This is a genomic window from Bradyrhizobium sp. 1(2017) (genome assembly GCF_011602485.2).
In the GTDB taxonomy this organism is placed as follows: Bacteria; Pseudomonadota; Alphaproteobacteria; order Rhizobiales; family Xanthobacteraceae; genus Bradyrhizobium.
Genome location: NZ_CP050022.2, coordinates 1,113,934 through 1,138,175, shown reverse-complemented (window position 1 = coordinate 1,138,175; position 24,242 = coordinate 1,113,934). Strand labels below are relative to the sequence as shown.

Below are 24,242 nucleotides of genomic sequence, written 5' to 3'. Positions count from 1 at the left end.
ATGACATGTCCCGCGAGGCAGCGCTTGTAGTCTACCGGCGCTATCCTAAATCAAACGAGTTCCGAGCGAGATGGATGTCGCCGTCATTTTGATCAGAGTGCCGCATTTGACCCTCCCTGTCGTCGCAGCGATTCTCATTGTGATATTGATGCTGGCCGTCGGCGGCAGGACCACGACAGTCGGGGCTTGGTACGAGGATCTGCGTAAGCCGCCGTGGAACCCTCCGAATTGGCTCTTCGGGCCGGCTTGGACGGCTATATTGGCCTTGGCCGCCTGGTCCGGCGTTCTGGCGTGGATGAACGCCACGGACGAAGCGGGACGAATTCTTATCCTTTCGCTTTTCGCCAGCAATATCGTCCTGCACATGCTTTGGAGTCCCCTTTTCTTCGCGCTGAAAAGACCAGACTGGGCCTTGGCCGAAGTTCTGTTCCTGTGGCTTTCGATCGCCGCCCTCATGTTCGGGGTCGGGCGGTATTCGACATTGGCCATCTGGCTTCTTTTGCCCTACCTGCTTTGGGTGACTTTCGCGGCCGTTCTGAATCTCCAGATTGTCCGGTTGAACCAGCCGTTCCGCGCACGTGTGCGAAACTGAGTACCAAATCCATCAACATGATCATCCCGCCACGGAAGGCTCGGTAGTCGCCGAGTCGATCGACGACAAGCATCGCTTCAGCAAGACGCCTCGCTTGTCCATCAATCTGACGAAAGGCCACGGCATCGAAGGCGATGCGCATTACGGACCTGTCGTGAGGCATCGATACCTCGCGCGGCGCGCCCCTACGGCGCCTAACCTCCGTCAGGTCCATCTCATCCCGAGCGAACTGTTCGATGCGCTGCGGACGTGCGGCTACCAAGTCTATCCAGGAAACCTGGGCGAAAACATCACGACCATGGGCCTCTATCTCGAATGCCTTTCTCTGGGCACCATGCTCCGCCTTGGCGCCTCGGCGACCGTTCGGCTGACCGGCCTACGCACGCCCTGCGTACTAATCGATCGCTTCGAGGCCGGATTGAAGGATGAGTTGCGAAACGGCCCGCTCGGACTGCGCTTCAGGGCCGGCGTCATGGCCGTCGTATCTGAGGGTGGCGAAGTGTCAGCGGGGGACTCGATCCGCGCGGTCCTGCCTAAACCTCCTCACCTAGCCCTTCCACCGCTTTGATCAGATCCTGTCCGCGTCTTCATCGACTGGATTGAACGCGTGCTCCTGATCAAAAGTAATGCCAGTTTGCTCAGTCGATGAACGATGCAAGCTCCTCGGGTGTCCCGGAGGGGAAGGCTTCCTTTAGAAAGTCGAGAAACGCGGACACGCGAGCGCTCAGGAGTCGGCGCGACGGATAGAGCGTCCAGAGAGCGATTTCCGGTCCGTCGATGTCACCCCAGCGGACAAGCCTTCCCGCTGCCAGGTCGTGACTCACAAGCGAGACGGGAAGACGCGCGGCGCCCACGCACGCCCGGACCGCATCGCGGACCATGATGAGCGACGACAGGCGAAGCACCGGTTCGATCATGATGCGTGCGTTTCCACTTGAAGCGACCACATCCCAGCTGGAAGTCACATCGCTTGTCCCGCGCGCCACGGCCGGAACGGCGCGATCGCCGGTAGGACGATCCAGGCTCGGGCTCGCGACGACCACCAGCCGATCGCGCATGAGGATTCGTCCGACAAGGCTTTCGTCCGGATCCGGATTGACCCTGATCACCACGTCATAGCCTTCCTCGATCATGTCGACGGTGCGGTCCTCTGTCGTGATCTCGAGCCGAACCTCTGGATACTTCAGTGCGAAGGCGGCAGCGAGCTTCCCCATCGCGGTCTGCGAAAACAGCAGGGGTGCGCTCACCCGCAACTTGCCTCGCGGCTTGTCCCCGCCGGAAGCGATCGCCGCGGCTGTCTCGTCGAGTTCGGCGAGCAGCACGCCGGTCCGCTCGTAGAGTGCGCTTCCTTCCTGGGTCAGCTTCAATGTGCGCGCCCCACGCTCGAAGAGGCGTAGGTCGAGGCTGCGCTCCAATTCGGAAACCCGGCGGGAGAGTGTCGCTTTCGGGCGACCGGCAGCCCGGGCAGCCCGTCCAAACCCGCCGTGACGGGCCACGAGGTTGAAGTCGGCGAGGGCAAGCAAATCCATATGTTCCACCACTGAGACAGTGTGTCCAAATATATCGTCTATCGGTCCAAATGCGGATCGATAATTTGCGGGGTACGCACTAACCCAACCCCGGAGTGATCCCATGACCATCCTCGTTACTGGCGCCACTGGCACCGTCGGCCGCAGCGTTGTCGAACAACTCGTCAAACGCGGTGCCGATGTCCGCGCCCTCGTCCGCGATCCCGCGAAGGCCAACTTCCCGGCCGGCGTGACCGCCGTGAAGGGCGATCTGCTGGACGTCGACTCGTTGCGCAGCGCGTTCTCAGGCGTTTCGACCCTGTTCCTGCTCAACGCCGTCGTGCCGGACGAATTCACCCAAGCGCTGATTGCGCTCAACCTGGCGCGCGAAGCCGGCGTCGAGCGGCTCGTCTACCTCTCCGTCATCCACAGCGAGGTCTATGTGAACGTGCCGCACTTCGCCGGCAAGTTCGGCGTCGAGCGCATGATCGAGCAGATGGGTTTCAAGGCGACCATCCTGCGCCCCGCCTACTTCATGAACAACGAGCTCACGATCAAGGACATCGTGACCAGCTACGGCATCTACCCGATGCCGATTGGCAGCAAGGGACTCGCCATGATCGACGCGCGCGACATTGGCGAAATCGCCGCCATCGAGCTCGTCCGCCGCGAGACGTCCGCCACGCCGCTTCCGCTTCTCCGGATCAATCTCGTCGGTCCGGACACGCTGACCGGTGCAAAGGCCGCTGCCATCTGGTCGGACGTGCTGGGCCGCACGATCGCCTATCCCGGCGACGACACCGCGGGCTTCGAGACGAATCTGCGGCAGTTCATGCCGAGCTGGATGGCCTTCGACATGCGGCTGATGAGCGAGCGCTTCCTCAAGGACGGAATGATCCCCGAAGCCGGCGACGTCGAGCGTTTGACCGCTCTCCTGGGCCGACCTCTGCGCTCTTATCGGGACTTCGTCGCCGAGATCGCGGCCGCGGCCTGAGGGCAGCGGCAATACCCGACCACGACAATCAAGGAATACGACCATGATCTATTCGACTGCCACCGTCCGGATTAATCCGGACGGTGAGACCCCGCTGACTCGCGTGCAGGTGTGGAAGGGCCTGGTTCTCAAGGCTCGCGACGCCCGGCTGTTTCTGCCGCCCAACCTCTGCACCCGTTGTGAGGTGGTGGAGGAAAGCGCGACGCACATCGTGCGTGAAGCGACCATCGCGGGCGATGACCTGCATGAGATCATTACCTTCGATCCGGAACAGAAGGTCACCTTCTTCCAGGCCACCGGCCCGCGCGAAGGCGCCATCGTCAACGAGCTATTCAAGGACGAGACCGGCGCGCTGCAACTGCGGTTCTATTGCTATACCGGCTTGCGCGGCAAGAAACCTTTCGGTCCGGAAGAGCAGGCCGAGCAGGCGTTGTTCGACGGCGACAAGGGCTACAAAGCCGCCTTGCTGTCAACGTTGAAGCGGACCCGCGAGCTGCTCGCGGACGGCAAGCTCTGACCATCACCCGAAATCGAAACCGCGGGACGGCCTCCTCGGAGGCATTCCGCCAAGGAGGCATCTATGAACGATCTCACCAACGATGGCGTCAAGACCGTCCGATCGAAGGTACTGGTCCTTGGAGCAACCGGCGCTACCGGACGTCTGATCGCCAGCCAGGCGCTGGAGCGTGGACATCAGGTCTCGGCGCTGGTGCGGTCACCCGAGAAGGCGAGCAAACTGAACGGCGCCAGGCTCGTTGTCGGAGATGTCCGCGACGAAAAAGCGTTGCGCGAAGCTCTCAAAGGTCAGGACGCCGTCGTCAGCGCGCTGGGTACACCGGCGAGCCCCCTTCCGCGAGGTGACGCTGCTCTCAACCGCGACGCGCGTGCTCGTCAACGCGCCGAGCATGTCTCTCGCCTGGTTTGCATCACGGGCATCGGCGCCGGCGACAGTGCCGGCCACGGCGGCTTTCTGTTCGACAAGGTGATCTTCCCGTTTCTCCTGAAGAACGTCTACGCCGACAAGAACCGGCAGGAGGCCGCCATCAGAAACAGCGGACTCGACTGGATCCTGGTTCATCCCTCCGTCTTAGCGACAAGCCCGGCCGCGGCTCGATCCGCGCTTTGACGGATCTCTCCGACTTCCATGGTGGGACCATATCGCGAAGAGACGTTGCGACCTTCGTCTTGGACCAACTGCATACCGATGCCTGGTTGCGTCGTTCGCCGTTGATTACATCGTGAACGCGAGGTCCGCGCACTGCCTGGCCCGTGTGCAAGTGCGCGGAATGCCACGGTATCGTCACAAGGTCGACGTGTCGCGGTACGCCAAAGCGGGCGAACCGAGTCGCAGGAAATCGCATCTTGGCGTACACGAACGGGAAAATGGCGGAGGGAGTGGGAGTCAAACCCACGCAACGGTAATCACAATGGGAGTGGCCGGCCCAACTAAGCGTTGCGAACGCAAAATATCTGACCGCGGTACGAAATCAGCGGCGCGCGATCAGCGATTTCGGCGTCGGTCCCGCACCGAGCGGCAATCGAGTCGCCCCAAGGTCGTCCAGTACGAATTAGGTCTCCCCCTCGGCATCGTGAAGGACAATGGATGGGGCACGCATGACAGGAGCCTACCCTTAACCTCGCGGTAGATCTCTCCGGGATTTTCGGGTCCCGAGCCGGGTTCGATTCCGATTTCGATTCCGATCAGCGCGATTGTGGAGCCCGGAACGGCATAGGCGTGCCCGCTGCGGGAAGCCCGCTGATTTATCTTTGTCGGCGAATACCGCGCATCATCCTGCTGGTATTTGTGCTGGTATCGGCAGCAATCGACGATAAAAGTGGTTTCAAATTCAGATGGTTATGGCTCTAGGCAATTATCGGCCAGGGGCACCACGCTTCGCCCGTCGGGCTTCGCGTGGCGCAGCCGGGTTAGACCGAAGGGCGAAGCGTGGCCGGCGAAGCCTCTTGGCGAAGACGGACGGGTTCAGCAACTCTTGATCCTCCCCTCCCTAGCAATCGTCATATCCACACTGTATAAACCGGTAGCTTCTTCCATGACCCGAAGAGGCTCCCATGAACCACCTGCATCATTGGCTTTCGCAGCAGCATCACGGCCTGCGGACTTTCCGGACATTCCAGCAAAAGCTCGAGACGCTCGGCCGGGACGACCCCGCCCAGCGCGGACTGTGCCGCCTGCTCAGCGGTCTCGTCGGCGACTACGTCGAGGCGTTTGACGAGGACCCACTGCCGGTCGAGATCGCGGACGGCGCCTATCGGCGCTTGCTGACGCTGGTTGAGAGCATCGACCTGAACGCCGACGCCCCCCGCCGGCTCGCCGACATCAATCGCGTGGCAGAGAGCGAGCTCTGGCAGTGACGGGAAGGACGAGCGTTTCAATTTTCAAAGAGCTGCAAGACGCGCCCGTACGGCCTCGCGACGCATGACGCCCGAGCCTTGTGCTTCTCTCGACGCCCCCTTCCATGGAAAGGGCGCAGGGAAGACCGGGTGCCGGCTGGCACCCACGGTCCGCTGTGCGCAAATTGCGCGAGATGGATGCACAGCGGCATACAGGGCAGCCTGGACATCCCGGCCTTCCCTGCGCAGTGGTTTGACGGCTTATGGCGCGCTCTCCCCGGGGAGCGATGCACTATTGCCCCCGTCGTCTTGCGGATGACTGATGCGCCCGCCCGGTCGGGCAGCACGCATCACCGCAAGCCTTGACGCACAGGCCCCGGGCGTCAGGACGACACGCTTTTGCCGTACGCGAATCGCACGCGTCGTATGCGCGCAGCTCAACCGCTCACGGGTCAAACCCGCCCTGCGATTGCGCAGCGCGCCGCTGCGCTCCACGTCCACCGCCACCCGGCCCGCGTAACGTGACGATCGCGAAACGCCCCTTATCCTTGGGCCGGGATGGCTCACATCTACGATATTTCCGAATTTCTGTCAATCGGAAATGTCGGATCGGCTTTCGATCACGCGCCATCAAGGTCCGTCGGGTTGCGCAGACGTCATTCAGCGTGTTCAGGCTCCCGCTATTTCGAGCGTTGCCGTGAGCACATCGACCAGGCCGCGCCCGGCGCTTCCGTTTTCATCCAGGCGCGGATTGTAGATGGTGATTTCAAGGCCGATTGCCTTGCCACTCCTCAGGGCTAACCGGAGTGCCATCGATAGCTCGTCCCACGACAACCCGCCCGGCACGCGAAAATCGACAGCCGGCATGATGACGTCGTCGAGACAGTCGACGTCGAGATGGATGAAGAAGCCGTCCAGCTCGGCGCGCGTCAGATGATCGACCGCCTCGCGTGCTGCGGCCTCGATGCCGATCGCGCGCACAGCGGGGAGGTCAAGTGCCTTGAGCGCTTCGGGAAGCAGCTGGCTTCCGTACTCCTGCTGATCCCTGTGGTCGCGATAAGCGAACGCGACAACGTCTTCAGGGCGGACCAGGGGACCGCGGCCTTCGATGTCGGCCAGGAGCGACGGACCGAAGCCCGTGACGAAGGCGAGGTCCATCGAAGCGCCCTCACCATTGGGTTCGGCCTCCGGCTGGAAGAAATCGGCGTGGCCGTCGATGAAGAACAGGCCGTAGCGGCCGCGGCGTCGAAGCGCGAGCATCGAGCCCAGCACGATCGTGCAATCGCCGCCCAGCACCACCGGAAACTCGCCCGCATCGAGCACAGCTTCCACCGCGTCGGCGAGCTTGGGCGACCACGCCGCGATTGCCGCGGCATTCAATGTGCCGGTCCCGGGATCGGGCACCGGATTCTTCGGAGGCACCACAAGCCGGCCGGCGCGGCGCGCGCCGATGCGCTCCGCAAGTCCGAGGTTCAGGAGCCGCTCGGGCAAGCGCTCCACGCCGTCGGTCGCAAGGCCCAGCGTGGAAGGAGCTTCGATAATGGCATAGGGAATGGCCGGCATGGACGCCTCCCGTTCGCGACTATTTCGCCGAGTAGGTCACTGCCTCGATCTTGTGACCGTCCGGATCACGGACGAACGCCCCATAGTAGTTGGCATCGTAAGTCGGTCGCAGCCCCGGGGCGCCATCATCGCTGCCACCATGTTTTAATGCTGCCGCGTGAAAACGATCGACCATCGATCGGTCCTCGACGGCAAAGGCGATATGAGTGCCATTGCCCACCGTCGCGGGTTTTCCATCGATTGGAACCTGAACGCTGAAGTGAAACGTGCCGCTGCCGTAACCCAGTCCACCCTCGTCCTCGGCCATCGGCATGATGCCGACGATGGGCAAGACGGCATCGTAGAAGCGCTTCGCCCGCTGAACATCATTCGTCCCTACCGAGACATGGTGGATCACGACGACCTCCCGTTCCGATGTTGTTTCGTAACGATGGCTTTCGGGCGTTGTTCCGTCAGAACACCCAGCGCCAGACGATGCAGATGCCGGGAACGCCGTCGCAGAAAGGGGCTTTATTTACAAAGGAAGCAAACCATGGACACACGCGTCAGACATCGCAGGGTTCAGATCGGAAAGGTGGATACTTTCTACCGTGAAGCCGGACCAGAACGCGCGCCCGTCATTCTCCTGCCGCACGGTTATCCCTGTTCATCCTACGAATTCCGCAATCTGATGCCGCGACTGGCCGACAAATGGCGGCTGATTGCGCCCGACTATCCCGGGTTCGGCTATAGCGGCACACCTGATGACTTCGACTACAGCTTCGACGGCTATGCCATGTGGCTCGACCGGTTCGTGACGCAGCTGAAGATCGAGCGCTTCGTGATCTACCTTCATGATTTCGGCTCACCGATTGGCGCGAGGCTGGCCATCATGCGGCCTGAGAGGGTGGCGGCCCAGATCATTCAGAACGGTGACATACCTTACGAAGATGCGCTGGGCCCGAAATACGCCGACATCGAGAAGTCCTGGTCGCTGCCCGATCAGGAGATGCGTGCTGCGATGAGGGAGGCCGTCACTGAAGAGAATTTCCGCGACGAGTTCTTGAATGACGTGCGTGCAGATTTGGCTCAACTCATCGCACCGGACCTTTGGCAATTGCACTGGTCGCTGATGACCGAGCGGCGGAAGGACGTCAGCGCGGACGTTCTGTCTGGCCTCAAGGCGAACCGCCGATGGTTTCCCGAGCACCGCCGATATCTTCGGCAGCACAAGCCGCCGACATTGATCGTGTGGGGGCCGCAAGATCATTACATGCCCGAAGAGTCAGCGCGGGCCTATCTCCGCGACCTGCCAAATGCCGAACTGCATCTCCTGAATGGCGGCCATTGGCTGCTGGAAACCAACCTCGATGAGGTTGTTTCGCTGATGCGATCGTTTCTGGAACGGATCGAATCCTAGCGGGCGACGGCAGCCATGCCGCTCGGCGCCGGCACGCGTGGCAAGCCTCGCCGATCGCCTCAGGGCATTCGACTTCGCCCGGATAGTCCCTATATCGTGCGGCAATGATTGTTGACGCAGCGGGACAGCTTCGATGGCCAGGAGACGCACGACGGATACTGACGCCGACGACCTGCCCCGCTATTTCGTCTGGGTCCGGGGCCTCGAAGGGCCCGAGCCACAGAAATGGATGGCGATGGATTTCGGCGTCGGTGGCTGGAAGCGGCCGCTGGTGCTGGCCTATCTGGAGCTGCCGCTAGACGAACGGCAGCTGCCGCTATCGGCGCTGGCGCGGCGCTATCCGCCGCCGCGCGCCGATCTCTCGTAGACCGGTGGGCGCGGCCCCCCGGTCGGCGCCGCCATCATCCCGGCGACCGTCCGCCACGTCGAGGCGCTCGATCCTGCTTGCTACCTCAACGGGATTATGCACAGAATACACTCGCTTTTTTCAATCACTCAACCATTGCTCAAATCCGGGAAGCACTGCCCGACCGTGGCTTGAAGTGCTTCCGATTGCCGGAGGGGCCCATGTCACGAGAAGATGGGGCGCTGAACAGAGATCCCGCGATATCTGAGGCCCACCGCGACGTTCCCAATGCCACCGGCACGACGGCTACCAAGCCTTCCGGCCGCAAGCTGGTGCTGTTCGCCGACGGCACCGGCAACGCCTTCACCACGCGGGAATCCAGCGTCTGGCGACTCTATGAGGCGCTCGACCACACCCAGCCGGACCAGATCGCCTATTACATCAAGGGCGTGGGCACCGCCGGCTGGGCTCCGTTCGCTGCGCTCGACGGCGCCACCGGCATCGGCGTGCCCTCCAACGTCCGGAAGCTCTATCGCTTCCTGTGCTGGAATTGGCAGGAGGGCGACGAGATCTACATCTTCGGCTTCAGTCGCGGCGCATTCACGGCGCGCACGCTGGCCGCGCTGATCGCGAGCCAGGGCCTCGTGCCTGCGGTGATTGGCGACACGCCGGTCTCGCACGAGGAGATGGACCGCAACGCCATGGCCGCATGGCGCAAATACCGCCGCGGCACTGTGCCGTTGAGGAAGACTTTGCCGACGATCTGGATCGCGCGCCTCATCCGCGACGTCCTGCTCTACCTCTATCACTGGATCTGCGGGCACCGTTCCTACGCCGAGGTCCGCGCGGCGATGAACGGCCGCAAGGACGTCGACATCGAGTTCCTCGGATTGTTCGACACGGTCGAAGCCTTCGGCGTGCCGGTCGAAGAGCTGCGCGTTGCGATCGATTGGGCGATCTGGCCGATCTCGTTCCGCAACCACCGGCCAGCGCACAAGGTGAAGCACATCTGCCACGCGCTGGCGCTGGATGACGAGCGCACGACCTTCCATCCGCTGCGGATCGACCAGAGCCGTTTGGCGGCCGGTCAGACCGTCGAGGAGGTGTGGTTCGCAGGCGTCCATTCCGACATCGGCGGCGGCTATCCGGAATCCACCCTGTCCTTCGTGCCGCTGGTCTGGATGGCCGATCGGCTCGAAGGCAGGCTCCGCTTCAAGGACGGCGAGATCGAGCATTTCAAGGAGTACCAGTCGGCGATCGGACCGATGCACGATTCGCGCAGCGGCGCGGCGGTCTTCTACCGCTATGGGCCGCGCCCGATCCTCGCCGGCGAGGTCAATGGCGGGCTGCCGGTCGTGCACTTCGCCGTCATCGAACGCATGCTGTTTGGCTGCGACGCCTATGCGCCGATCATGCTGCCGGCAGACGCGCTGGTGCTGATGCCTGATGGCAGCAAGCTCAACCTGACCGAGAACACGACGCAGGACGCGATGAAACGGGCCTATCTGGCAAAAGCCGGCGGCCCGCGACGCGAGACGGAGGCCGAAGCCTTCACCCTCATGGGCCGGCCCAGCGCCGAAATCGCGAGACTCACGCGCGACACCGTGTGGTGGCGGCGTGTCGCCTATTTCTCGCTGCTGTTCATGGCCGGTCTGATCGTCGTCTGGCCATGGGTCGCACGCAGCCTCGTCGGGGCGTCGAAGGACAATGGCCTGCAAGGCACGCTCGTGCTCCGCGTCATCACCACCATCGACTGGCTGGTCGGCGCCGTCCTGGGTCCGCTGGCCAATCTGGTCAGAAACGTGCTGCCGTCCTATGCGGCGCCGTGGCTCGACATCACGCTGTACTATCCGTTCCTCACCTCGCTCGTCCTTCTCGTCACCTACCTGGTATGGCGCCGCAATACGGTGTTGCGCGACGCCATTCAGGAACGCGCCCGGCTGGCCTGGAGCAGGCCGCGCCGGATGGCAAGGCCGCAGCATGCCGAGAAGCCCGGCATGCTGCTCGGTTTCGCCCGATGGATGCGCGCGAATGGGGGACCGGCCCGGTGGTTGTTTTCCAGGCTCGTGCTGCCCGCAATTTTCCTGTTCGTCATCTTCTATTCCGCGCTCCTGATCGCATCGACCAGCGTCTTCACGGCGCGCACCGCGACCGGAAATATCTGCACGACGCCGGGGCCGGAGGCCGGGACGCCGGTGCTGGACGAGCCGATCGATGCACGGGGTCGGTTCGCGACCAGTGAGTTTTGCTGGTGGAGCGGCCTTGCGGTCGAGAAGGGCCGCAAATACCGCGTCTGGATCGAGATCGACGAGCCCTGGTTCGATCGCACCATCATGAGCGGGACCAACGGCTTCAAGACCTATTTCGCGCACCATTATCTCGCGCTGCCGACGCTCCGTCAGTTCGGCGCCGCCTGGTTCCAGCCCGTGGTCCGGGTTGGCACGAAGGGGATGAGCGATATTGCGCTCGAAGCCGTCAACGTGATTCCGGCGGAGGAATTGCCGCGCCGGATGCATCCGACAATTCCGCCCGAGCAGGATGGGGACAAGAACAAGGGCAGGTATCCGACCAGGCTCGACGAGACCAAGGAGTTCGAGGCACTTCCAAGCGACAATTCGCTCAAGCTCGCCATCGGCAAGCTCGGGCCGTTTGAGTCGATGCCGAACGACCCCGCGGCGCGCGCGATCTGGGAGGCCCAGAAGCTGGGAGGCCGACTGGTCGCGGAATTCGTCGCGCCCGACACCGGTGACCTGTTCTTCTATGTCAACGACGCCGTCCAGATCTACCCGACGCTGCTGCCGGCCCGGCTGCGCCCGGCGGAGCTCGATGTCGTCCAGGGTCCGTACGATCAGTTCTACGGCAACAATGCCGGCACCGCGCGCATCGTCGTCCAGCGGCTGCCAAGTCCCGCTCTCCCAAGTCCCGCTCTTCCCAATCTTGCTCGGCCAAGTCCTCCGATGCCGCCGGAGAAAGCGGGCGCAATGAAGCAATAACCGCCGCATCGCGGCCCCCATGATCGCCGCCCCATGATTATGGGTGTCGCGGCCTCCGCGCTCCGGCTAGACTTGCCTCGCGCCGCGGGGGACACGCGGGTCGCGGGACGATGAACATGAGCGAACAGGGCGAGACGGGTGAGCCCATCACCATCCTCCTCGTCGAGGACGACGCGCCGACCTGCTGGCGGCTCCAGGACGCGCTGATCAAGGCCGGCTACGAGGTGCGCAGCGCCGGCGCGCTCGGAGAAGCCCGCGTCGCGCTCGGCGAGGCGACCCCTCGCGTGCTGCTTACCGATCTCAGGCTGCCCGACGGCCACGGCGTCGAGCTGATCCGCGAGACCCGCCAGCGCTTTCCTGATACCGAGATCATGGTGATTTCCGCGCTCGGCGACGAGGAAAGCGTGATCTCGGCGATCACGGTCGGCGCCACCGGCTATCTGCTCAAGGATGCCTTCCCGACCGACATCGCCACCACCGTGCGCGACCTGGTCGCCGGCCATTCGCCGATCTCGGCCTCGATCGCCCGCTTCATCGTGCGCAGAACACAAGGTGCCGCGCAGAATTCGGCGGAGCCAGCGCCCGGCCCCGCGCTCAACACGGCCAGGCTGACCCCGCGGGAGATCGACATCCTCTGGGGCATCGCGAAAGGCTTCAGCTATGCCGAGATCGCGAGCCATCTCGGCCTGTCCAGGCAGACCGTGCCCGGCCACATCAAGAACATCTACCGCAAGCTCGAGGTGCACACGCGCGGCGAAGCGGTGTTCGAAGCCGTGCAGCAGGGCCTGATCAAGCTGTGAGCGAGATCGCGGCGAAGGCCCCCACGCGCACAAGGCGCCGTCTGATCGTGTCGCGCCTCGTGCCCTATCTGCTGCTGCAAGCTCTCATCGTGATCAGCACGATCCTTGGGCTGCGGCTGCTTCAGCCGAGCGACCCCGAAGATTTCGCAGTGAGCGCGTTTTCGGCGCGCGAGGACGGCGCGACGCGCGCGGTGACGCTGCCGCATTTCACCGCATCGCGCCATTCGCTGGCCGATCCTCCGCTCTATACCGGCGCCTTCACGTTCCGCAGGGACGATGCTGGATCGGGATGGTCGGTGTATCTGCCGCGGTTCAGCAACGCCGTGGAGGTCGCCGTCAACGGCGTCGTGGTGCTGGATTCCCGGCGTGACGGCAATGCCAACCGGCCCGACCGCAACACGCCGCAGATCGCGGCGATTCCGTCCTCGCTGCTGCGCGATGGCGGCAACGAGCTCACGGTGCGGCTGTTCGTGTGGGGGCCGCTCAAGGGCTTTCTCGACACCGTCTATGTCGGCCCCGACCAAAGCCTGCGGCCGGCCTATGAGACGCGCACGCTGCTGTTTATCACGCTGCAGGTGGTGTTCTCCGCCTGGCAGTCGATCCTCGCCGTCATCCTCGCGATCATGTGGCTAATGCGGCGGCACGAGCCGGTTTACGGCGTGCTGGCCGTGGCAATGGTGCTCGGCGTCATCCAGGCATTCCTGCCGCCGCCGGTACCGCCGGCGACGACCTCGCGGATCGCCGCCGTGCTGCTCGCCTCCGCGCCGATCGAGAGCGCGCTGATCGTCGTATTCGGCGTGCTGTTCTTCGGCTGGCGCTGGCCGCGCTATGGCACACTCCTGTTTGCGCCGGGGCTGATCATATTCGCCGTGGGGCTGATCGCAGGCCCGCCGATGCCGCGCATCCTGTTTCTGCTGCTCGGCATTCCCACCGTCGGGCTCTGCCTGTTTCTGATGGCATGCGTCACGGCGGCGGCGGTGGTACGGCGCCAGGACGCGGCGAGCTTCACGATCGGCTGCGCGGTGAGCATCGTGCTGACCTGCTGGGTCCACGACATGCTGTCGGTGTTCGACATCATGCCCAACGAGCGCATCTTCGTCTCGCGCCTGTCCTATTCGGCCATGCTGGTCGCGATCGGCGCCGGGCTGACCTGGCGCTTTGCGCGCGCGCTGAACCAGGTCGACAGCTTTGCGGGCCAGCTCGTTGCACGCGTGCGCGAAGCCGAGGAGCGGCTGAAGGCGAGCTTTGCCCGCGAGGAGGAACGCGCCCGCGCCGCGGCGCTCGCCAACGAGCGCACGCGCCTGATGCGGGACCTGCATGACGGTCTCGGCGGCCAGCTCGTCAGCATCGTCGCGCTGTCCGAACGCGGCCATGAGGGCGCGACCATCACGGATGCCGCCCGGGCCGCGCTGAAGGACCTGCGGCTCGTCATCGACTCCATGGACGACATCGGCGGCGACCTCATGCTCGCACTCGGCTCCTGGCGCGAGCGCGCGGCGGCGCAATTGCGGCCGCACGACATCGCGCTCGACTGGCGCGTGGCAACGCCGCAGGGCCTGCCGCTGCATCCCGAGCTGCGGCCATGGCACGTCATCCAGATCGTGCGTATCCTCGACGAAGCCGTGACCAACGCGGTCAAGCACGCAGAGGCGCGCCACATCGCGGTCAGCATCGAGACGCGCGACGACGGTCACGGGCCGTATGGGGAGATCATCGTGGCGGATGACGGCAAGGGCTTTGCGCTTGCCGGCAGTTGCGCCAGCGGGAGCACCGGCCAGGGCGCGCGGGGCTTGCGCAACATGAGGAGCCGCGCCGCACGCTGCGGAGCGGTGCTCGATCTGGGCTCGGATGCCTCAGGCACGCGCGTGCGGCTGCAATTGCCGCAGCGTTTTCCCGACAGCGACGCCGCCGCCGCGGGCTGAAAAGCCCCCCTCCCCGGACGTGTGGGACGCACGGAGAGAGGGAACGGGCCGGGTGTTGCCCCTGCGGAGGACGGGGGTGTTCGTCCGCAGGGCCCATTGGCCCGAAGCAATGCCATCAAATCATTTGAATGGACGATCAGCGCACGCCGACGCGATTGACCGGGCCGCCGCGGTTCATCGGCGTACCGGCGCGCACGCCGACACCGGGCGCGCCGACACCGGGTGTCGCGATCGCCGCCCGCGCAACCGGAGCTCCCGGCGCGACCACCACGGCCGCGGTCGGCCGCACCACGCAACCCTTGGGCACGCCGACCGTCTTGCAATAGACGACGGCCTGCGCCGGGCTCGTGCCCAACGACACCATCGCCGCACCCGCCAGCGCCATGATCGTCAGCCCGGCGCTCAGCGCTCCCGCTCTTTTCGACATCTTGTTCTCCTGCTTCCCGTCCGGCGTCCCGGTGCAATCACCGGGTTTCGCAGCCGAGGTGCAGCCTGAATGGCAAAAGACGGTGCGCCGATACATGCCATGAAGATGGGGTGTCGCGGCCCGGTGGACGCACCCGGTGCCATGAACATGGCATCGACATGCGCCCCACCTTCGCGAGATCGTCCGGCCCGCTTGATCCCAGGCGGGACCAACGACATTCCCAAAGAGGTGCTTTATGAAGATTTCGGTTCTTGCCGCGCTGCTGCTCGCCGCCACTGCCGCGTCCGCCGCTGCGCAATCCGGTCCGACGCCGCAGGAGCAGATGGCCTGCCGCGGCGATGCCGGCAAATTCTGCGCCGAACATATCGGCAAGCCGCCGCAGATGAATGCCTGCCTGCGCCAGAACAAGGCCAAGCTCTCCGAGAGCTGCCGCAAGGTGGTGGAATCTCACGGAGGCTGAGCCGGTGCGCGGTCCGGGTGCGCTTGCCTAGAGCGAACCCGGACTTCGTTTCGCTGGTGTCGTCGGTGTCAGTCGTCGTCAGGCCCGAACAGCCTGATCTGCGGGAAGCCGCTGCGCGAACGGCCTCCATAGTCGCGTGCATCGGAATCTTCCCGGACGTTGCGCGCGACGTCGTCCCAATCGGTGCGGTCGCGCATGCTGCGCGGCTCGCGGGCGTCGTAATAATGGCGGCGCTCGGCCCAGCGCTCGCGGCGCTCGATCCGGCGCCGTTCTGACGCGGCGCGCTTGGCGTCGGACTCTCTTGCCTTGGCATAGGCGTTTTCAGGCGAGGCGGTCGGGTCGGCCGATGCCTGCTGCTCGGCCGGAGTTGCGGGTCTCTGTGACGATGCGATGGCCGGCTTGACCTGCTCCTTGGGCGGCTCGACAGCAGCGGCCTGCGAGGGTGGTGGCGCCGGCGGCGCAGCGTTCGCCTGAACGGGTTGAGGGTCGGGCTTTGCGGCGTCAGGCTTGGCGGCTTCAGGCTTGGCGATTTCAGGCTTGGCTTCGGCCTGCGCGGGCGTGGCAATCATCGCGCCGAAGGCCTGCGAGCCGGTGATGTAATTCACGCGCTCGGATGAGGCGTTGGTTGCCGCCGGTGCGCTAGCGAATTCGGCGCGCTGCGCCATCTTGCTGGTGTCCGGGCCCTGCTTGGACACAGGGTTCATGATGTTGCCGGCGACGATGCCGCCGCCGAGACCAATGGCGATGGCCGCGATGATGGTTCCGGCACCGACGAAATAGGCAGTCGAGGCGCGCATTGATCCACTCCCTCTTTGGGGCGAGCAACGCACGTTGATTGCCGGATGTTCCTGATCCGCGCGCAGTTCCCGAAGGAACTTGCGGGTCAGATCTGTTGCGCGACCTTGTCCAGCCCGATGATGCGGGCGAGCTTGCGCACTTCCTCCTTCTGGTCGTCACGCAGCTGGAACAGCAGCGGCATCGCCGCCGACTTCAACTGCTGGACCTCGTCGCAATTCGGATCGATCGGCACGCCCGGCGCATTCGGATTGGAGAGCTTGTTGGCCGAAATCTTGCGGACGACGTTGCGAAGCGCGGTCTCGACCGAGGGCCAGTAATATTCCTGCGACGACGACAGCTTCAGGCGATCCCGGATGCCCGCGATCTGCGCGTCGGACAGCAGCGTATAATGCTTCTGCGGCGGCGGCTTGGCCACGACCTTCGGCTTGGCGGCCGGGACTTCGACGGCGGGCACCTCCGCCGTGGCGGGCGCCTCGTGCGTGCTGGCCTTTGGCATCGGGAAGTCGGACGGGGTGGCGGCGGCAAAGGCCTGGCGCAGCGGCTCGGTCAGCACCGGGGCCTGGGCGAGCTTGTCGGCCGCGACCTGGACCGGCTCGAAGGCAGCCGAGGCCAGCGCCAGGGTCGGAACCAGACGGTCGGCCTTGGCGGCGCGGTTGGTCGCGAGCGGCTTGGCGGGAGGCGTCTGCGTGATCATCTCCGCACTGACGCTGGGCACGCTGTCACGGCCGAGAATGGCGGTCGTGGCGACGCCGAGGACGAGGAAACAGGTCAGCACGGTGATGGTGATGGCTTTGGACAAACGTCTCTCCGGGGAGGGGCCGCTTCACGAGTTTGTTAACGTTGCCCGGGAAAAGGGCGCGAAATAAGGCTTGAGTGTGCCTTCGTTGCGACAATCGGTATGCCAGTAGCGACACCGCTCGAAAAAGTCCAATGAAATCAAGCAGCTGCCGACAGGTCGTAGGCGTCCTGGATATCGGCGACGATTTCGGAAGCCTCCCAGACCGCGCGCGGCTCGACCGATTGCAGCGTCACCGTCCAGTTGCCGCCCCGGCGGGTGCGGGGAACGCTGACGATGTCGAAGCGGACATTGCGGCACAGCGGGTGACGGGCCAGCGCATGGGCCACGCGAACGCGGATTTCGTCCAGCGTCGCGGCTGTCTTGCTGTTGAGATAGTCAAAATCCATCGCCTGTCCCTCTCGTCCCGATTGGCGGCCGTTAAGGGGATTCTTGGCTGGCGATGGTTAATCTGCCGTTAAGTGGGCGGGGCGGGAGAGCGCGGGATGAACCGTGATCGGGGACGGCGCCCGGACTTCCGTCCGCGATGCCTACTGCCCGGCCGCCCCGCGATATTCGGTGATCGTCCGCGCAACGAGATCGTCGACGGCGAGCACCTCGGTGACACCCGAGATCGAGTGGCCGCCGCTCCAGATGTCGCGCCAGCGCTTCGGCCGGCTTTCGCGCGCGGCGACGTCGATGTCCTTGGCGATGTCGATCGCTCCATGCGCCGGCAGGTCGTCGGGATCGAGCCCTGCGGCCACGATCGACGGCCTCAGCATGCTGGTCTGAAGTCCCGTGAACGCGGTGGTGAGCAGGACGTCGTCGGCGCTGCCCTCGACCAGCATCCGTTTGTAGCGGTCATCCGCCATGCTTTCGCGCGTCGCGATGAACTTCGTGCCCATGTAAGCGAGATCGCAGCCGAGCACTTGGGCGGCACGCAGCGCGCGGCCGTCGCTGATGCCGCCGGCGAGCACGATGATGCCGTCGTAGAATGCGCGAACCGCGCGGACGAAGGCGAATGGATTGAGCCAGCCGGTCTGGCCGCCGGCGCCGGCGGTCAGCAGCACCAGCCCGTCGGCGCCCGCTTCGGCCGCGCGTTCGGCGTGGCGGATCGACGCGACATCCGCCAGCACCAGGGCGCCGCAATCATGCAGCGGCTTCAACACGGGCGCGGGCGAGCCGACCGACGTGATGACGATCTCCGGCCTGTGCCGCAGCAGCATGGCGAGATCCTGCTCGAGCCGGGCGTTCGAACGATGCACGATGAGGTTGGGGCAGAGCGGCGCAGCCCGGCGGCCGGTTTGCTCCTCGTGCTGCCGCAACCGCGTCTCGATTTCGGTGAGCCAGCCATCGAGTTGTTCCGTGTCACGGCAATTCGCAGTGGGGAAGCTGCCGATCACGCCGCTCCGGCAGGCCGCGACCATCAACTCGACTCCCGACACCAGGAACATCGGCGCTGCAATCAGCGGCAGAGCGAGACGATCGCGAAAGCGTTGCAGTCGATCCGATGGCAAGCCTGCCTCCCTGCGCGGGCTTTGTCGTTCCATCCCGCAATCTCTGTGCTAGCGTCATCGGCAACATTGGCACGTCAGAAGCCGGTGACAAAGCAACGAGGAAACATATGCCTGATCTGCTCCACGCATCGTCCCCGGCTTGTGCGCAGACGCTACGGGCGCTGTCGCGCCATCCCGATCGCACCGCGTTCGCCTGGCCCGGGGGATCGCTGAGCTATCAAGGCACCATCGACCTGATCGGGCGCATCCAGGGCGTGTTCATGCGGCTCGGCTTGCAGCCCGGCGCGCGCGTCGCCTTCCTCACCGCGAACCGTGCCGACAGCTGGTGCGCCGGTGTCGCGGCGCAATTGGCCCGGCTCTGCATCACCTGGCTGCATCCGCTGGGATCGGAGACAGATCAGCTGTTTCAGCTCGAGGATTCCGAGGCCGAGATGCTGGTGGTCGATGCCGCCGCCTTCCACGACCGCGGCGGCGAACTCGCGGCGAAGGCCGGCCGACTCAAGGCCGTCTTCACGATGGGGCCGGCCGGCTACGGCGTCGATCTCCTGGCGGCGATCGAGAGCGCGGGGTACGCCAGCGCGCAGTGCCTCGCCGGCCCGGACGATCTCGCCACGCTGAACTACACCGGCGGCACGACCGGCAAATCCAAGGGCGCGCTGCGCTATCACCGCGAAAACGCCGGCGCCGCCGGCGCGATCCTCGCCGATTTCGAGATCCCCGAGGCCGCGCGCTATCTCACGGTCGCCCCGATCAGCCACGTCGCCGGCACCAAGGTGCTGCCGACCCTGATGCGCGGCGGCACCGTGCACATGCTGAAGGGCTTCGATCCCGAAGCCGTGCTGGCCACGGTTGCGCGCGAGCGCATCAACTTCACGCTGTTCGTGCCGACCATGATCTACGTACTGCTTGATCAGCCCGCGCTGGACAAGACAGATCTCTCCTCGCTCGAGTTGGTGCTCTATGGCGCCTCCGCGATGTCGCCGAGCCGGCTGGTCGAAGGCATCGAGCGCATCGGGCCGGTGTTCTCGCAGCTTTACGGGCAGACCGAATGTTATCCCGTCTCGGTGCTGCGCAAGGCGGATCACGACCCCAGACGGCCCGAGCTGTTCCTGTCCTGCGGCTTCCCGATCGCGGCCTGCGAGGTCAGGATCCTCGACGACGACGACCAGGAGGTGAAGACGGGCGAGGCCGGCGAGATCTGCGTGCGCGCGCCGCATGTGATGGCGGAGTACTGGAAACGGCCGGACATCACCGCCGAGACGCTGAAGAACGGCTGGGTTCACACCGGCGACATCGCGCGCAAGGACGAGCGCGGCTACATATTCATCCTCGACCGCAAGAAGGACATGATCGTCTCCGGCGGCTTCAACATCTTTCCGCGCGAGGTCGAGGACGTGCTGTCGCAACACGCCGATGTCGCGATGGTCGCCGTCGTCGGCATTCCCGACGAGAAATGGGGCGAAGCCGTCACCGCCGTCGTCGTGCCGCGCCAGGGCGCAAGGCCCGATCCGGACGAGCTGATCAATCTGGTGAAGACGCGAAAGGGCTCGGCGCATGCGCCGAAGCAGATCCAGTTCGTCAAGCAGTTGCCGATGACCGGCGTCGGCAAGGTCGACAAGAAGGTATTGCGTGCGGGCTTCTGGAGCGGGCGGGACCGGATGGTAGGGTAAATACCCCGGAATTCTACGGTGTTGTTGTGGCCGGGACACCACAATGTGCCACGGAGTACGCGCCGGCGACGTCCGCGCGATTGCCCGCGAATCCGGGAATCAACTAGACCGCTGACGGGGCTGGGAAGCGGAGTAAGACATGAGAGTCGCTTCCCTGGAAAGTGCAGTCGCCGCGATCACGTTGATCACGGCTATCATCGTGATGCTGTGGGGGATCAAGATCTTCTACGGCATATGAACTGGCAGGATGCCGCCGTCGAACACGACCAAGCATCCCTTCCGCGGCGGCGGAAGCCTGCCGTTCAATCGGCCAGCGCCGGCGCAGCCGGCACCGAAATCCATAACGGCCGACGAAACAGCGCAGCGCAGGCAACGCCGGCAAGCGCAACACCACCACCGATGACGTGGAAGGCGCGGACGGGTTCGCCGAGCAGCGCGATGGCGCCCAGCGCGGTGAGTATCGGCAGCAGGTTCATGAAGATCGCACAACGGTTGGGACCGAGGATCTGCACGCCGCGGACCCACAGGAACGGCAGCACGATCGAGGCAAGCCCGCCGGCATAGGCGATCAGCGGCAGCGTCTCGGCGTTGAGCGCGCGCATCGGCGCCGGCGTCGCGAGAAAGGCCGGAAACATGACTGCGAGCGCGCACAGCGCCTGCATATAGGTCGATTGCCAGCCGGCGACCGGCAGGTCCCAGCGCTTCAGCAGGACGCCATAGAGCGCATAGACCAACGCGGCGACAAACATCAGGGGATCGCCGGGATGCACGCCGTTGCGCAGCAACGCCGCGGGATCCCCGCCGCTGACGAGATAGACGAGGCCGGCGAGCGACAGCGCGCCGCCGCCGATCAGGCCGAAGGTCGGCGTCTCCCGCAGCAGCACCGCGCTCAAGAGCACCGTCAGCACCGGCGTCAGCGCCGTAAACACGGCCATGTTGGTCGCGGTGGTCGTCTCGGCCGCGAGGTATGACAGGCTCTGAAACAGGCACATCGCGAGAAAGCCGAGGATGGCGAATTGACCGAGATGCGGCCAGATCACCGCGCGGTTGCGCCAGGCCGGCGGCGCGACGAACAAGCTCATCAATCCGACCGCGAGCAGCAAGCGATAAAACGTGATCGCCTCAGGCCCGATGGTGTGGGCGGACAGCCGCGAGACGATGACGTTGCCCGCCCACAGCACGATGGCGAAGAACGGAAAGAGGAAAGCGGCCCGGTTGGTCATGGCTTCATCCATTGAATTCAAGATGGCAAGGCCGGGCGTAACGCTTTCGTCGGCGTCCGTATCGCTCTAGAATGACCGGGACTGTCGAGATTGAGACATGCTGGACGAACTCACCACACGCCATCTTGCCTTCCACGCCACGCATCGAGCCCTGACCGCGATGGAGGTGGACTATCCGGATGGCGTCTCCACCGGGGTGCACGCACATCCGACCGCGCAGCTGCTCTACGCCATCGAAGGCGTCATGGTGGTGCGTTCGATCGCGGGCACATGGATCGTGCCGCCGAACCGGGCGGTATGGCTCGCCCCCGGTCTCGACCACGAGACGGTTATGTCGGGACGCGTGCGCATCCGCACTGTCTTCGTCGACCCCGATGCCTCACCGTATCTTCCGGAGAAGAACTGCGTGATTGCGGTCTCGCCGCTGTTGCGCGAGCTGATCGTCGCAGCCACGCGCATTCCGGTCGACTACGACGAGGCCGGTCGCGACGGCCGGCTGATGCGGCTGCTTCTCGACGAGCTGCGCGTCTCGGACGTGCTGCCGCTGCATCTGCCTTTCCCCGATGACGCGAGGCTTCGTACGATCTGCGCAGCGATCGCCGATGATCCGTCAGACAGCTCAACCGTCGAGCAATGGGCAGAGCGCGTCGGCATCACCGCCAAGACGGTTCATCGCCTGTTCGCGAAACAGACCGGCATGAGCTTCGCGCAATGGCGGCGGCAAGCGCGCCTCCTGCATGCGCTGCGCCGCATCGCATCCGGCGAGAAGATCATCGACGTCGCCTTCGATTGCGGTTACGCCAGCCAGAGCGCATTCGCCGCCATGTTCCGCCGGCACTTCGGCGTGCCGCCGTCGATGTTTTATCGCTGAGGCTACCGCTTCTCGATCACGAGACTCTGCACCGCGCGGCCGAAATAGCCTTGCCTGTCGGCAAGACGTGACATCGCAAGGCCGGCGCCGTCGGGGCCAATCCAGGATTCACCGTCGAGCAATATCCACTCGCCGACCGGCTGGCGCGCAAGGTTCACGGTGAGATCGGCGTTGATGTAGGTCCAGGCGCGGAAGTCGAGCGTGGAGGCGGTGCCGTTGGAGAAGTCGGCGGCGACCACGGCACGCATCGCCTGAGAGATGGCTTCCCCCTCGATGAGCGGATGGTCGACGCGAAACCAGATCGCGCCGGCACCGGCCTGGCCGAAGCGGCCGCGCGCGGCGCGCATCGAGACCGACCGCACGAACGGACTGGTGGCGGCATGACCGTCCTCGACCAGCGAATCCTCGGGCGAGGGCAACGTCACCGGCAGTTCCCCGACGTCATCGGGCAGCGTCTGTGCCTGCGCCTTGATCTTGAGCACGGTGGCACCGACGACCTGCACGCCGTCCGCCAGCAGCTTGATCTCGCAGAGCTGGATCTTGCGGCCCTCGCGCAGGATTTCGGTCGCGATCGTGAGCGGCGCGACCGGCACCGGACGCATCAGGTCGATGGTCACGCGCGCGATGTTCATCGGCACCGGCGTAGGGATGCGCTCGGCCGCCCACGTCACCAGCGAAGCCGGCGCCGAGCCATGCTGCATGCGCCGGTCCCAGGGACCGGCAGCGTCCGGGCTGGTGACGACGTCGTTGCCGTCGACGCGGTAGATGGGGGGCATGATCGCTCCGTGGCACAGATTCGCAGTTCAAAAACAGATGTCGTCCGGCCTCGTGCGCAATTGCGCACGGGGGCCGGGACGACGAATGAGAAATAGGCGCTCCGCAGCCAACAATCACAACGGCGGATCGATCGCCTCCTCGTACTCCTTCTTGAAGCGCGCGATCATCTCGGCGGCGGGGACGACGCCCTCGACGCTGCCGATGCCCTGGCCCGAGCCCCAGATCTCCTTCCAGGCCTTCGGCTTGGCGCGCTCGCCGGAGGCGTCGGTGCCGAAATTCATCTTCGACGGGTCCGAGGTCGGAAGGTTTTCCGGATCCATGCCGGCGGCGAGGATCGACGGCTTCAGGTAATTGCCGTGCACGCCGGTGAAGAGGTTGGAATAGACGATGTCGTCGGCCGTCGAGCCCGCGATCATCTCCTTGTACTTCTCGACCGCGTTGGCTTCCTTGGTCGCGATGAAGGCCGAGCCGATATAGGCGAAGTCGGCGCCGAGGACGCGCGCGGCGCGGATTGCCTTGCCGTTGCCGATGGCACCCGACAGTGCGATCGGGCCGTCGAACCACTTGCGGGTCTCGGCAACGAAAGCCAGCGGCGAGATGGTGCCGGCATGGCCGCCGGCGCCGGCCGCGACCAGGATCAGGCCGTCGGCGCCCTTCTCGATCGCCTTGTGTGCGAACTTCTGGTTGATCACGTCGTGGAAGACGATGCCGCCCCAGCCGTGCACCGCCTGGTTCAGCTCTTCGCGCGCGCCGAGCGAGGAGATGACCATCGGCACCTTGTACTTGGCGCAAAGCTGCATGTCGTGGTCGAGCCGGTTGTTCGACTTGTGCACGATCTGGTTGACCGCGAACGGCGCCGACGGCTTGTCCGGATGCGCGCGGTCATAGGCGGCGAGCTCCTCGGTGATCCGCGCCAGCCATTCGTCGAGCAGCTCCGGCGGCCGCGCATTCAGCGCCGGGAACGAGCCGACCACACCCGCCTTGCACTGCGCGATCACCAGATCGGGCACCGAGATGATGAAGAGCGGCGAGCCGATCACCGGGATCGACAAGCGCCCTTTGAACAAGGCAGGCATGGACATTGCAGAACGATCCTCTTCTGGCGGTCAAAATCGAGTGTTGGAATGATACCAACAAGGCAATCTTTCCACTGTCAAGTATTGCGTTTTGACGCCGGAGCGGACGCCGTTACCGCAATTCCAACGCGCGGAATTCGCAGCCGTCGAGGGCGGCGGCGCGCGTAACTTCCTTCCTC

25 protein-coding genes are annotated in these 24,242 nt (G+C 64.8%); 14 read left to right on the top strand and 11 right to left on the bottom strand.

Features of this window, described 5'->3' with window-relative positions; translation table 11 throughout:
* The first annotated feature begins 70 nt into the window (after nt 1-70).
* Entirely contained in the window at nt 71-592 is a 522-nt protein-coding gene (locus HAP40_RS05390; protein ID WP_166818761.1) for a TspO/MBR family protein, read from the top strand.
* 94 nt (nt 593-686) lie between these two features.
* Nucleotides 687-1,160: an MOSC domain-containing protein gene (locus tag HAP40_RS05385; RefSeq protein WP_246741168.1), complete on the top strand. Its 474-nt coding sequence runs from the start codon at nt 687-689 to the stop codon at nt 1,158-1,160.
* Nucleotides 1,161-1,230: 70 nt separating this feature from the next.
* Here the strand turns inward: HAP40_RS05385 and HAP40_RS05380 are convergent, their stop codons facing one another.
* Nucleotides 1,231-2,121 carry a LysR family transcriptional regulator gene (locus tag HAP40_RS05380; RefSeq protein WP_166818762.1) on the bottom strand — a complete coding sequence of 297 codons (891 nt, stop codon included), beginning with the start codon at nt 2,119-2,121 and terminating at the stop codon, nt 1,231-1,233.
* Between the two features lie 103 nt (nt 2,122-2,224).
* Here HAP40_RS05380 and HAP40_RS05375 point away from each other — a divergent pair, with 103 nt between their 5' ends.
* The 4 genes from HAP40_RS05375 to HAP40_RS05360 all read left to right on the top strand — a co-directional run bounded on the left by HAP40_RS05375 (nt 2,225) and on the right by HAP40_RS05360 (nt 5,467).
* Entirely contained in the window at nt 2,225-3,094 is an 870-nt protein-coding gene (locus tag HAP40_RS05375) for an SDR family oxidoreductase (protein ID WP_166818763.1), read from the top strand.
* Between the two features lie 43 nt (nt 3,095-3,137).
* Nucleotides 3,138-3,611: an SRPBCC family protein gene (locus HAP40_RS05370; RefSeq protein WP_166818764.1), complete on the top strand. Its 474-nt coding sequence runs from the start codon at nt 3,138-3,140 to the stop codon at nt 3,609-3,611.
* A 63-nt stretch (nt 3,612-3,674) separates the two neighbouring features.
* A complete protein-coding gene (locus tag HAP40_RS05365) occupies nt 3,675-4,220 on the top strand; it encodes an NAD(P)-dependent oxidoreductase (protein WP_246741169.1) in 546 nt (181 codons plus the stop codon).
* Between the two features lie 944 nt (nt 4,221-5,164).
* A complete protein-coding gene (locus HAP40_RS05360; RefSeq protein WP_166818765.1) occupies nt 5,165-5,467 on the top strand; it encodes a hypothetical protein in 303 nt (100 codons plus the stop codon).
* A 648-nt stretch (nt 5,468-6,115) separates the two neighbouring features.
* Here HAP40_RS05360 and HAP40_RS05355 read toward each other — a convergent pair.
* Nucleotides 6,116-7,009, bottom strand: a complete 894-nt coding sequence (locus HAP40_RS05355) for an arginase family protein (protein ID WP_166818766.1) — start codon at nt 7,007-7,009, stop codon at nt 6,116-6,118.
* 19 nt (nt 7,010-7,028) lie between these two features.
* Nucleotides 7,029-7,406 (bottom strand): VOC family protein, encoded by a 378-nt coding sequence (locus HAP40_RS05350; RefSeq protein WP_166818767.1) that lies wholly within the window; start codon nt 7,404-7,406, stop codon nt 7,029-7,031.
* A gap of 135 nt (nt 7,407-7,541) precedes the next feature.
* Between HAP40_RS05350 and HAP40_RS05345 the strand changes: the two genes are divergently transcribed.
* The 5 genes from HAP40_RS05345 to HAP40_RS05325 all read left to right on the top strand — a co-directional run bounded on the left by HAP40_RS05345 (nt 7,542) and on the right by HAP40_RS05325 (nt 14,469).
* Nucleotides 7,542-8,408, top strand: coding sequence for an alpha/beta fold hydrolase (locus HAP40_RS05345; protein ID WP_166818768.1), 867 nt, complete (start codon nt 7,542-7,544; stop codon nt 8,406-8,408).
* Nucleotides 8,409-8,541: 133 nt separating this feature from the next.
* A complete protein-coding gene (locus HAP40_RS05340) occupies nt 8,542-8,775 on the top strand; it encodes a hypothetical protein (protein ID WP_166818769.1) in 234 nt (77 codons plus the stop codon).
* Between the two features lie 200 nt (nt 8,776-8,975).
* Nucleotides 8,976-11,747: a DUF2235 domain-containing protein gene (locus tag HAP40_RS05335; protein WP_166818770.1), complete on the top strand. Its 2,772-nt coding sequence runs from the start codon at nt 8,976-8,978 to the stop codon at nt 11,745-11,747.
* 116 nt (nt 11,748-11,863) lie between these two features.
* A complete protein-coding gene (locus HAP40_RS05330; protein WP_166818771.1) occupies nt 11,864-12,547 on the top strand; it encodes a response regulator in 684 nt (227 codons plus the stop codon).
* Entirely contained in the window at nt 12,544-14,469 is a 1,926-nt protein-coding gene (locus tag HAP40_RS05325) for a sensor histidine kinase (RefSeq protein WP_166818772.1), read from the top strand. Before HAP40_RS05330 ends, HAP40_RS05325 begins: the two co-directional genes overlap by 4 nt.
* A 136-nt stretch (nt 14,470-14,605) precedes the next feature.
* Here HAP40_RS05325 and HAP40_RS05320 read toward each other — a convergent pair whose 3' ends face one another.
* Entirely contained in the window at nt 14,606-14,896 is a 291-nt protein-coding gene (locus tag HAP40_RS05320) for a hypothetical protein (protein WP_166818773.1), read from the bottom strand.
* Nucleotides 14,897-15,131: 235 nt separating this feature from the next.
* On the opposite strand from HAP40_RS05320, the gene HAP40_RS05315 reads away from it, so the two are divergent.
* Nucleotides 15,132-15,356: a hypothetical protein gene (locus tag HAP40_RS05315; RefSeq protein WP_166818774.1), complete on the top strand. Its 225-nt coding sequence runs from the start codon at nt 15,132-15,134 to the stop codon at nt 15,354-15,356.
* A gap of 68 nt (nt 15,357-15,424) precedes the next feature.
* Here HAP40_RS05315 and HAP40_RS05310 read toward each other — a convergent pair whose 3' ends face one another.
* The 4 genes from HAP40_RS05310 to HAP40_RS05295 all read right to left on the bottom strand — a co-directional run bounded on the left by HAP40_RS05310 (nt 15,425) and on the right by HAP40_RS05295 (nt 18,446).
* Entirely contained in the window at nt 15,425-16,153 is a 729-nt protein-coding gene (locus HAP40_RS05310) for a hypothetical protein (RefSeq protein ID WP_166818775.1), read from the bottom strand.
* Between the two features lie 86 nt (nt 16,154-16,239).
* Entirely contained in the window at nt 16,240-16,953 is a 714-nt protein-coding gene (locus HAP40_RS05305) for a hypothetical protein (protein ID WP_166818776.1), read from the bottom strand.
* Nucleotides 16,954-17,090: 137 nt separating this feature from the next.
* Nucleotides 17,091-17,339: a hypothetical protein gene (locus HAP40_RS05300; RefSeq protein ID WP_166818777.1), complete on the bottom strand. Its 249-nt coding sequence runs from the start codon at nt 17,337-17,339 to the stop codon at nt 17,091-17,093.
* A 141-nt stretch (nt 17,340-17,480) separates the two neighbouring features.
* Complete coding sequence (locus HAP40_RS05295) at nt 17,481-18,446, bottom strand: NAD(P)H-dependent flavin oxidoreductase (RefSeq protein ID WP_166818778.1); 966 nt, start codon at nt 18,444-18,446, stop codon at nt 17,481-17,483.
* 107 nt (nt 18,447-18,553) lie between these two features.
* Between HAP40_RS05295 and HAP40_RS05290 the strand changes: the two genes are divergently transcribed.
* Entirely contained in the window at nt 18,554-20,116 is a 1,563-nt protein-coding gene (locus HAP40_RS05290; RefSeq protein ID WP_166818779.1) for an AMP-binding protein, read from the top strand.
* A 302-nt stretch (nt 20,117-20,418) separates the two neighbouring features.
* Here HAP40_RS05290 and HAP40_RS05285 read toward each other — a convergent pair whose 3' ends face one another.
* A complete protein-coding gene (locus HAP40_RS05285) occupies nt 20,419-21,339 on the bottom strand; it encodes a DMT family transporter (RefSeq protein WP_166818780.1) in 921 nt (306 codons plus the stop codon).
* A gap of 97 nt (nt 21,340-21,436) precedes the next feature.
* Between HAP40_RS05285 and HAP40_RS05280 the strand changes: the two genes are divergently transcribed.
* Complete coding sequence (locus tag HAP40_RS05280; protein WP_166818781.1) at nt 21,437-22,210, top strand: AraC family transcriptional regulator; 774 nt, start codon at nt 21,437-21,439, stop codon at nt 22,208-22,210.
* A gap of 2 nt (nt 22,211-22,212) precedes the next feature.
* On the opposite strand, the gene HAP40_RS05275 is transcribed toward HAP40_RS05280, so the two are convergent.
* Together HAP40_RS05275 and HAP40_RS05270 are read right to left on the bottom strand one after the other, a co-directional pair.
* Nucleotides 22,213-22,986 carry a thioesterase family protein gene (locus HAP40_RS05275; protein WP_166818782.1) on the bottom strand — a complete coding sequence of 258 codons (774 nt, stop codon included), beginning with the start codon at nt 22,984-22,986 and terminating at the stop codon, nt 22,213-22,215.
* 114 nt (nt 22,987-23,100) lie between these two features.
* Nucleotides 23,101-24,069 carry an NAD(P)H-dependent flavin oxidoreductase gene (locus tag HAP40_RS05270; RefSeq protein ID WP_166818783.1) on the bottom strand — a complete coding sequence of 323 codons (969 nt, stop codon included), beginning with the start codon at nt 24,067-24,069 and terminating at the stop codon, nt 23,101-23,103.
* Between the last annotated feature and the right edge of the window lie 173 nt (nt 24,070-24,242).

What these genes read in the sequence shown, in the direction of transcription:
- HAP40_RS05310 (WP_166818775.1), bottom strand. Translation starts at nt 16,153, where the DNA reads ATGCGCGCCTCGACTGCCTATTTCGTCGGTGCCGGAACCATCATCGCG.
- HAP40_RS05290 (WP_166818779.1), top strand. Translation starts at nt 18,554, where the DNA reads ATGCCTGATCTGCTCCACGCATCGTCCCCGGCTTGTGCGCAGACGCTA.
- HAP40_RS05320 (WP_166818773.1), bottom strand. Translation starts at nt 14,896, where the DNA reads ATGTCGAAAAGAGCGGGAGCGCTGAGCGCCGGGCTGACGATCATGGCG.
- HAP40_RS05340 (WP_166818769.1), top strand. Translation starts at nt 8,542, where the DNA reads ATGGCCAGGAGACGCACGACGGATACTGACGCCGACGACCTGCCCCGC.
- HAP40_RS05270 (WP_166818783.1), bottom strand. Translation starts at nt 24,069, where the DNA reads ATGTCCATGCCTGCCTTGTTCAAAGGGCGCTTGTCGATCCCGGTGATC.
- HAP40_RS05330 (WP_166818771.1), top strand. Translation starts at nt 11,864, where the DNA reads ATGAGCGAACAGGGCGAGACGGGTGAGCCCATCACCATCCTCCTCGTC.
- HAP40_RS05335 (WP_166818770.1), top strand. Translation starts at nt 8,976, where the DNA reads ATGTCACGAGAAGATGGGGCGCTGAACAGAGATCCCGCGATATCTGAG.
- HAP40_RS05285 (WP_166818780.1), bottom strand. Translation starts at nt 21,339, where the DNA reads ATGACCAACCGGGCCGCTTTCCTCTTTCCGTTCTTCGCCATCGTGCTG.
- HAP40_RS05360 (WP_166818765.1), top strand. Translation starts at nt 5,165, where the DNA reads ATGAACCACCTGCATCATTGGCTTTCGCAGCAGCATCACGGCCTGCGG.
- HAP40_RS05355 (WP_166818766.1), bottom strand. Translation starts at nt 7,009, where the DNA reads ATGCCGGCCATTCCCTATGCCATTATCGAAGCTCCTTCCACGCTGGGC.
- HAP40_RS05300 (WP_166818777.1), bottom strand. Translation starts at nt 17,339, where the DNA reads ATGGATTTTGACTATCTCAACAGCAAGACAGCCGCGACGCTGGACGAA.
- HAP40_RS05375 (WP_166818763.1), top strand. Translation starts at nt 2,225, where the DNA reads ATGACCATCCTCGTTACTGGCGCCACTGGCACCGTCGGCCGCAGCGTT.
- HAP40_RS05315 (WP_166818774.1), top strand. Translation starts at nt 15,132, where the DNA reads ATGAAGATTTCGGTTCTTGCCGCGCTGCTGCTCGCCGCCACTGCCGCG.
- HAP40_RS05280 (WP_166818781.1), top strand. Translation starts at nt 21,437, where the DNA reads ATGCTGGACGAACTCACCACACGCCATCTTGCCTTCCACGCCACGCAT.
- HAP40_RS05370 (WP_166818764.1), top strand. Translation starts at nt 3,138, where the DNA reads ATGATCTATTCGACTGCCACCGTCCGGATTAATCCGGACGGTGAGACC.
- HAP40_RS05390 (WP_166818761.1), top strand. Translation starts at nt 71, where the DNA reads ATGGATGTCGCCGTCATTTTGATCAGAGTGCCGCATTTGACCCTCCCT.
- HAP40_RS05345 (WP_166818768.1), top strand. Translation starts at nt 7,542, where the DNA reads ATGGACACACGCGTCAGACATCGCAGGGTTCAGATCGGAAAGGTGGAT.
- HAP40_RS05275 (WP_166818782.1), bottom strand. Translation starts at nt 22,986, where the DNA reads ATGCCCCCCATCTACCGCGTCGACGGCAACGACGTCGTCACCAGCCCG.
- HAP40_RS05365 (WP_246741169.1), top strand. Translation starts at nt 3,675, where the DNA reads ATGAACGATCTCACCAACGATGGCGTCAAGACCGTCCGATCGAAGGTA.
- HAP40_RS05380 (WP_166818762.1), bottom strand. Translation starts at nt 2,121, where the DNA reads ATGGATTTGCTTGCCCTCGCCGACTTCAACCTCGTGGCCCGTCACGGC.